This window comes from Hydrobacter penzbergensis (assembly GCF_900106985.1).
GTDB classification, from domain to species: domain Bacteria; phylum Bacteroidota; class Bacteroidia; order Chitinophagales; family Chitinophagaceae; genus Sediminibacterium; species Sediminibacterium magnilacihabitans.
The window spans coordinates 111,528-118,333 of the sequence record NZ_FNNO01000012.1 but is presented as its reverse complement, the minus strand read 5'-3'; the positions used below and the strand labels follow the sequence as shown (position 1 = coordinate 118,333).

The following is a 6,806-nucleotide window of genomic DNA, read 5'->3' as shown; positions in this document are numbered from 1 at the left end:
CATGGCCGATGGTACTTGCACCTTGCTGGGAGAGTAGGTAGCTGCCATATTTATTAAGCCCGTTCACGAAAGTGTAACGGGCTTTTTTGTTTTATTACACCCCACCCCGTCATCCCGAGCAAGCGTAGCGCGCCGAGGGACCTCCTCAAAGCTGCAGCAGGTCCTTCGACTCACTGCGTTCGCTCAGGATGACGAATGAGGGAGAAAGGAGCTTACAGATTATCTTTGCAAACAACCGTACGGCATCCATGTATGAACGATTAGCAGGTAGCATCCGCGAACATATACCACTCACCAACGAGGAACTGGACATCTGCAAGACCCTGTTCCAACCCAAGAAAATGAGAAAGAAACAATATCTCCTGCAGGAAGGAGATATTTGCAAATACACCGCTTTCGTTGAAAAAGGATTGCTCAGGTCTTTCACCATCGATAACAAAGGCGGAGAACATATCCTGCAATTTGCATTGGAAGGATGGTGGATAGCAGACCTCTATAGTTTTTTCACCAATGAACCTTCACAATACAATATCGAAGCGCTGGAAGACTGTGAGTTGTTGTTGATCAGCAAAACTTCATGGGATAGCTTACTGGAAAAAGTACCGGCGCTAGAACGCTATTTCCGCATCCTGCTACAGAATAACCTCATCGCCACACAGCGAAGACTGATAGGAGCCATGAGCGAGACAGCAGAAGAAAAATACCTCCATCTCATCAACGCTTACCCGGATTGCCTGCAAAGGGTTCCGCAACACATGATTGCCTCTTTCCTCGGCATTACCCGCGAAACATTGAGCCGCATACGCAGCCAATTGACCACAAAGAAATAAACGAGATCGCTAAAAGCGTGATATAGATCAATGTTATTTATTGATCTGCCTCAACCTGTCGTGTATTGGGCTGGCACTAACTTTGTATCTGTTAAAGTAAACATGCGAGAATCGAAAACATTTTAGCATGTTGATTTTTTACTTAAAGAAACGATAGTGAAGAAGACGGTAGTGATCATAGGAGTCAATGGAAAAACAAGAACGGCCCTTGCCAATGAACTGGCGAAAGCCGGTTATCGGTTGCTGGTGGCTGGTTCCGATCCAACCCAGTACAGCCGCTTGTACCGGTACATCAAAACCAATATACCCGAGGCAGAGATAGAAGAAGTGGCTTGTGAAAAAGAAGCCTGCTGGGAAGCCGACATGATTGTGCTGGCTATTTCACGCAATGCTTTTCCCGAACTGGTAGAAAAAGTAAAAGAGGTCTCTACACAAAAGACAGTGCTTTGTCTTTCTGATGATAAAACCGGTAATTATTTTCCTTTTTCCGAGGCACAGGAAATACAACAACTACTGCCTTTTTCCAAAGTAGTAGCGGCATTCAACAATGGCCTCTCAACGGAAATGCTCATCGCAGGCGATGATAAAGAATCGGTGCAGCAGGTAGCCGCTATTGTAGAGGCCGCCGGTTATGAACCCATTGTAGCCGAATGCCTGTCAACCATCAAAACCTTGTAATCAATAAACATTTCATAAAGTAAACAACCATGAAAAAATTAGCTTCTCTTATCACGATCAGTTTTTTAAGCATCTCCCTGTTTGCACAACAAGCGACCTGGAAATCAGATAAGGCGCACTCTAAACTGGGGTTCACCATTACCCACCTGAGCATTTCAGATGTTGAGGGATCTTTCAAAAATTTCGACGCCACCATCACTGCCAGCAAAGCAGACTTCAGCGACGCCGTTTTCGAACTCAGCGCCGATGTGGCCAGTGTTAATACAGAAATGGAAATGCGCGATAACCATTTGAAAGGACCCGATTATTTCAACGTAGAGAAATTTCCTAAACTGACTTTCAAAAGCACCGGTATTAAAAGTGCAGGAAAAAATAAATACAAACTCACTGGTAACCTTACCATACATGGCATTACCAAGCCGGTAACACTGGACCTGGTATACAAAGGAACCATTGAGAACCCGATGAGCAAGAAACCCACCAGCGGTTTCCAGGTAACAGGTACCATCAAACGTACCGATTTCGACATCGCAGCCAAAACTCCTACGGCTATCCTGAGCAATGAAGTGAAGATCACTGCCAACGGAGAGTTTTCAAAGTAAGCGCTGCATAGAGCGTAAAAAATTTTGTATGACAGGTTTGTCGGCATTCAATCAATTTACCAGTGAACTGAAAGAGCAGGAGCACCTGATGCCCTTACTCTTTATAGGTCATGGTTCGCCCATGAATGGAATTGAGGACAATGAGTTCAGTGAGCGATGGATGCGCATGGGCAAAGAACTACCAGTACCCCAAGCGGTGCTGGTAGTTTCAGCTCACTGGTTCAGGAAAGGAACACTGGTAACGGCAATGGATTTCCCCAGGACCATCCATGATTTCGGAGGGTTTCCGCAAGCGCTGTTCGATGTGCAATACCCGGCCCCGGGTAGCGCCGCGCTGGCCAAAGAAACAGCTTCGCTGATACATACCACACAAGTGGAAATGGATCATGACTGGGGACTCGACCATGGCACCTGGACCATCGTACGCCACATGTATCCCAAAGCCAATATACCGGTATTGCAGTTGAGCATCGATTATACCAAAGACCCGCAATACCATTACGAGCTGGCGAAAGAATTGTACGGCTTGCGCAAGAAAGGCGTGCTGATCATCGGCAGCGGTAACATGGTACACAACCTGCGGATGGTGGCCTGGGACAAGATCAACGAGCCAGGCTATGGATATGACTGGGCTATTGAAATGAACCAGACCTTCAAACAACTGATCACAGCCGGCGATGACCAATCGCTGATCCGCTACGATCAATTAGGAACTGCCGGCAGGCTGGCTATTCCTACCCCCGAACACTACCTTCCCTTATTGTACACACTGGGTTTGAAAGGAAAGAAAGACGAAGTAAGTTTCTTCAATGATAAAGCCGTGGCCGGCTCCCTTACCATGACTTCGGTAAAATGGGGATAATATGCGATATTTGAAATAGCGCAATTAAATTAGCCAATTCGACAATTTGGCAATTCGACAATGATTATTTTATAAACGCCTGTGAATTAGTTAATTGTCGAATTGGCAAATTGTCTAATTGCCGAATTAATTAATCAGTATGGATACAGCAGTCAAAAAAGTAGTAGTCGTAGGCGGAGGCTTTGCAGGACTCAATTTTGCAAAGCAATTGATGAGTAACAAAGATTTTGCGGTAACACTGGTAGATACCAACAACTATCATTTCTTCCCCCCTTTATTGTACCAGGTTGCATCTGGTTTTATTGAACTTTCCAATATCAGTTATCCTTTCCGGCGCCTGTTCCAGGAGAAGGAGAACATGCGTTTTCATATGGGTTCACTGGTGCGGGTGAACAAAGACAACAATACCATTGACACCACTACAGGCACACTTGCTTATGATTACCTGGTACTGGCATTGGGCACAGAAACCAATTATTTCGGCATAGAAAATGTGAAGCAGCAGGCGTTGCCCATGAAGACCATTGAAGATGCCGTTAACCTGCGCAATCATTTACTGCTGGCCATGGAAAAAGCAGTAATGACCAACGACCCGGCAGAAAAAGAAAAACTGCTCACCATTGTGATTGCTGGCGGCGGACCTACCGGTGTAGAGATAGCCGGTATGCTGGCCGAAATGGGTCATCATATAGGAGCCAAAGAATACCCCGAGTTCACAGGTATACGCAGCCGCATTTACCTGATCGATGCCGGCCCGGTATTGCTCGGACCCATGAGTAAAGTAGCGCAAGCCGAAGCCACAAAAGTGTTGGGAAAACTGGGCGTTCAGATCATAACAGGTGTGGCGGTAAAAGATTATGCAGATGGTAAAGTTATACTGGATAACGGTACTGCTATTCCTACGAAATCATTGATCTGGACCTCTGGTGTTATTGCACGTGAAGTGCCGGGATTACCCGAAGGGAGTACAGGAAGAGGCAGGCGCATACTCGTAGATGCATTCAATAAAGTAAAAGGCACTGCAAACATTTTTGCCATCGGCGATATTTGTTACCAGGATACAGATCCTCAATATCCCAACGGGCATCCACAACTGGCACAGGTTGCCATACAACAGGGTAAATTGCTGGCCCACAACCTGCAACAGTTCATCGCCAAACAACCTATACGGCCCTTCATCTATGTGAACAAAGGCAGCATGGCCATCATCTCCAAATACAAAGCCGTTGCCGACCTTCCCAAATTTTCATTCAAAGGACTCCTGGCCTGGTTTGTATGGCTTTTCATACACATCATTCCATTGGTAGGTTTCCGCAACAAAGCCAAACTGGCTTTCAGTTGGTTCTACTCATTCATCACCAATAACCCTACGCTGCGATTGATCATCAGACCAAAAGAAAGAATTAGTTAATTTATCAATTCGGCAATTTGGCAATTTGACAATTCGACAATTAACTAATTCATAGGCGCTTATAAAACACATTATTGTCGAATTGCGTAATTGTCAAATTGACAAATTGAATTTCTACTTTTTTGTATAAATCACGTCGTATCTTTGCTGTATCACCTTGAAATTGTACGGATATGGATACGATGAATGACATCAACAGTGATATCCAGAAAGCGGTCATGGCCGATTACAAATACGGCTTTGTGACTGATATTGAAGCAGATGCGGCGCCAAAGGGGTTGAATGAAGAGATCATTCGTTTCATCTCTGTCAAGAAAAATGAGCCGGAATGGATGCTGGAATGGCGGTTGAAAGCTTACCGTCATTGGTTGAACATGGAAGAGCCTTCCTGGGCGAATCTCAAACATCCGCCCATCGATTACCAAGACATTATTTATTACTCGGCGCCCAAGCAAAAAGTTGAGCCGGGCAGCCTGGATGAAATTGATCCGGAACTGCGCAGGACTTTTGAAAAGCTGGGTATCTCCCTGGAAGAACAGAAAAGATTATCCGGTGTGGCAGTAGATGCGGTGGTTGACAGTGTATCGATTGGTACTACGTTCAAAGCGCAACTGGCGGAGCTGGGTATTATTTTTTGTTCGATGAGTGAAGCAATACAGGAGCACCCGGAGCTGGTAAGAAAATACCTCGGCTCTGTGGTACCTGCAACCGATAATTATTTTGCCGCACTCAATTCAGCGGTATTCACCGATGGATCGTTTTGCTATATTCCGGAAGGCGTTCGTTGTCCCATGGAGCTTTCCACTTATTTCCGCATCAACGCAGAAAATACAGGACAGTTTGAAAGAACACTGATCGTTGCCGAGCCCGGCAGTTATGTAAGCTATCTGGAAGGTTGCACAGCGCCTATGCGCGATGAAAACCAGTTGCACGCTGCCGTGGTAGAGCTGGTAGCGCAGGAGCGTGGCGAGATCAAATATTCTACGGTACAGAACTGGTACCCCGGCGATAAACAAGGCAATGGCGGTATTTACAATTTTGTTACCAAGAGAGGCATCTGTAAAGGCGACCATGCTAAAATATCCTGGACACAGGTGGAGACCGGTTCTGCTATCACCTGGAAATATCCCAGTGTAATACTCAAAGGAGATCATTCGGTGGGGGAATTTTATTCGGTAGCGCTCACCAATCACTACCAGCAAGCTGATACAGGTACCAAGATGATGCACATCGGGAAAAACACCCGGAGCCGCATTGTGTCGAAAGGTATTTCGGCAGGGTTCAGCAATAACAGTTATCGCGGCTTGGTACAAGTGGGTAAGAATGCGGCGAACGCGCGTAATTTTTCGCAGTGCGATTCATTGCTGCTGGGCGATAAATGCGGTGCACATACTTTTCCTTATATCGAAGTGAAAAACAATACCGGAGTGGTAGAGCACGAAGCTACTACTTCCAAGATAGGAGAAGACCAACTCTTTTATTGCAACCAGCGGGGTATCGATACCGAAACGGCGGTGGCATTGATCATCAACGGCTTTGCCCGTGAGGTGATGAACCAACTACCGATGGAGTTTGCCGTAGAAGCACAAAAATTATTGGCCATCAGCCTGGAAGGAAGTGTAGGCTGATCATCATATTTCAATCAAGCGAATCATGTTAACGATCAAGAATTTACATGCAGGGATAGAAGGGAAGAAGATATTGAAGGGCATCAACCTGGAGATCAAACCGGGCGAGGTACACGCCATCATGGGACCCAACGGTTCGGGCAAGAGTACACTGGCATCTGTATTGGCCGGAAGAAAAGAATACGAAGTGAGCACCGGATCAGTGCAGTTTTTAGGAAAAGACCTGCTGGATCTTTCGCCTGAGGAAAGGGCAGGAGAAGGATTGTTCCTGGGCTTTCAGTACCCGGTAGAGATACCCGGACTGAGCACAACCAATTTCATCAAAACAGCGCTTAATGAAGTGCGCAAATACCGCGGACAAGAACCGCTGGATGCCGTTGCTTTTCTGAAGCTGATGAAAGAAAAGATGGCGTTGATGAATGTAGACCAATCGCTCTTGAGCCGTTCATTGAATGAAGGGTTCTCCGGCGGAGAGAAAAAAAGAAATGAGATTTTCCAGATGGCCATGCTGCAACCCAAACTGGCCATCCTCGATGAAACCGATTCGGGGCTCGACATCGATGCCATCCGCATCGTGGCCAATGGTGTGAACCAGTTACGCAATAAAGATAATGCGGTGCTGGCCATCACACACTACCAGCGTCTGCTCGATTATATCATTCCCGATGTGATCCATGTATTGTACAACGGCAGGATCGTAAAATCAGGCCCCAAGGAACTGGCGTTGGAACTCGAAGAAAGAGGATACGATTTCATCAAAAGTGAAGTAAGTGTAGAAGATTAAAGCGCAGCAGT

Annotated in this window: 7 protein-coding genes; all 7 read left to right on the top strand. The window is 46.1% G+C overall.

Features of this window, described 5'->3' with window-relative positions; all coding sequences use genetic code 11:
- Positions 1-248 precede the first annotated feature (248 nt).
- The 7 genes from BLU98_RS13130 to sufC all read left to right on the top strand — a co-directional run bounded on the left by BLU98_RS13130 (position 249) and on the right by sufC (position 6,795).
- Entirely contained in the window at positions 249-830 is a 582-nt protein-coding gene (locus tag BLU98_RS13130; RefSeq protein WP_092725301.1) for a Crp/Fnr family transcriptional regulator, read from the top strand.
- A gap of 156 nt (positions 831-986) precedes the next feature.
- On the top strand, positions 987-1,508 hold the full coding sequence (locus BLU98_RS13125; RefSeq protein ID WP_257574973.1) for an NADPH-dependent F420 reductase: 522 nt from the start codon (positions 987-989) through the stop codon (positions 1,506-1,508).
- 29 nt (positions 1,509-1,537) lie between these two features.
- Positions 1,538-2,110, top strand: coding sequence for a YceI family protein (locus tag BLU98_RS13120; protein WP_092725298.1), 573 nt, complete (start codon positions 1,538-1,540; stop codon positions 2,108-2,110).
- Positions 2,111-2,138: 28 nt separating this feature from the next.
- Positions 2,139-2,972: a 4,5-DOPA-extradiol-dioxygenase gene (gene ygiD / locus BLU98_RS13115; protein ID WP_092725296.1), complete on the top strand. Its 834-nt coding sequence runs from the start codon at positions 2,139-2,141 to the stop codon at positions 2,970-2,972.
- 139 nt (positions 2,973-3,111) lie between these two features.
- Positions 3,112-4,383, top strand: coding sequence for an NAD(P)/FAD-dependent oxidoreductase (locus BLU98_RS13110; RefSeq protein WP_092725289.1), 1,272 nt, complete (start codon positions 3,112-3,114; stop codon positions 4,381-4,383).
- A gap of 173 nt (positions 4,384-4,556) precedes the next feature.
- Positions 4,557-6,011, top strand: a complete 1,455-nt coding sequence (gene sufB / locus BLU98_RS13105) for a Fe-S cluster assembly protein SufB (RefSeq protein WP_257574972.1) — start codon at positions 4,557-4,559, stop codon at positions 6,009-6,011.
- A gap of 25 nt (positions 6,012-6,036) precedes the next feature.
- Entirely contained in the window at positions 6,037-6,795 is a 759-nt protein-coding gene (gene sufC / locus BLU98_RS13100; RefSeq protein WP_092725282.1) for a Fe-S cluster assembly ATPase SufC, read from the top strand.
- Positions 6,796-6,806 lie beyond the last annotated feature (11 nt).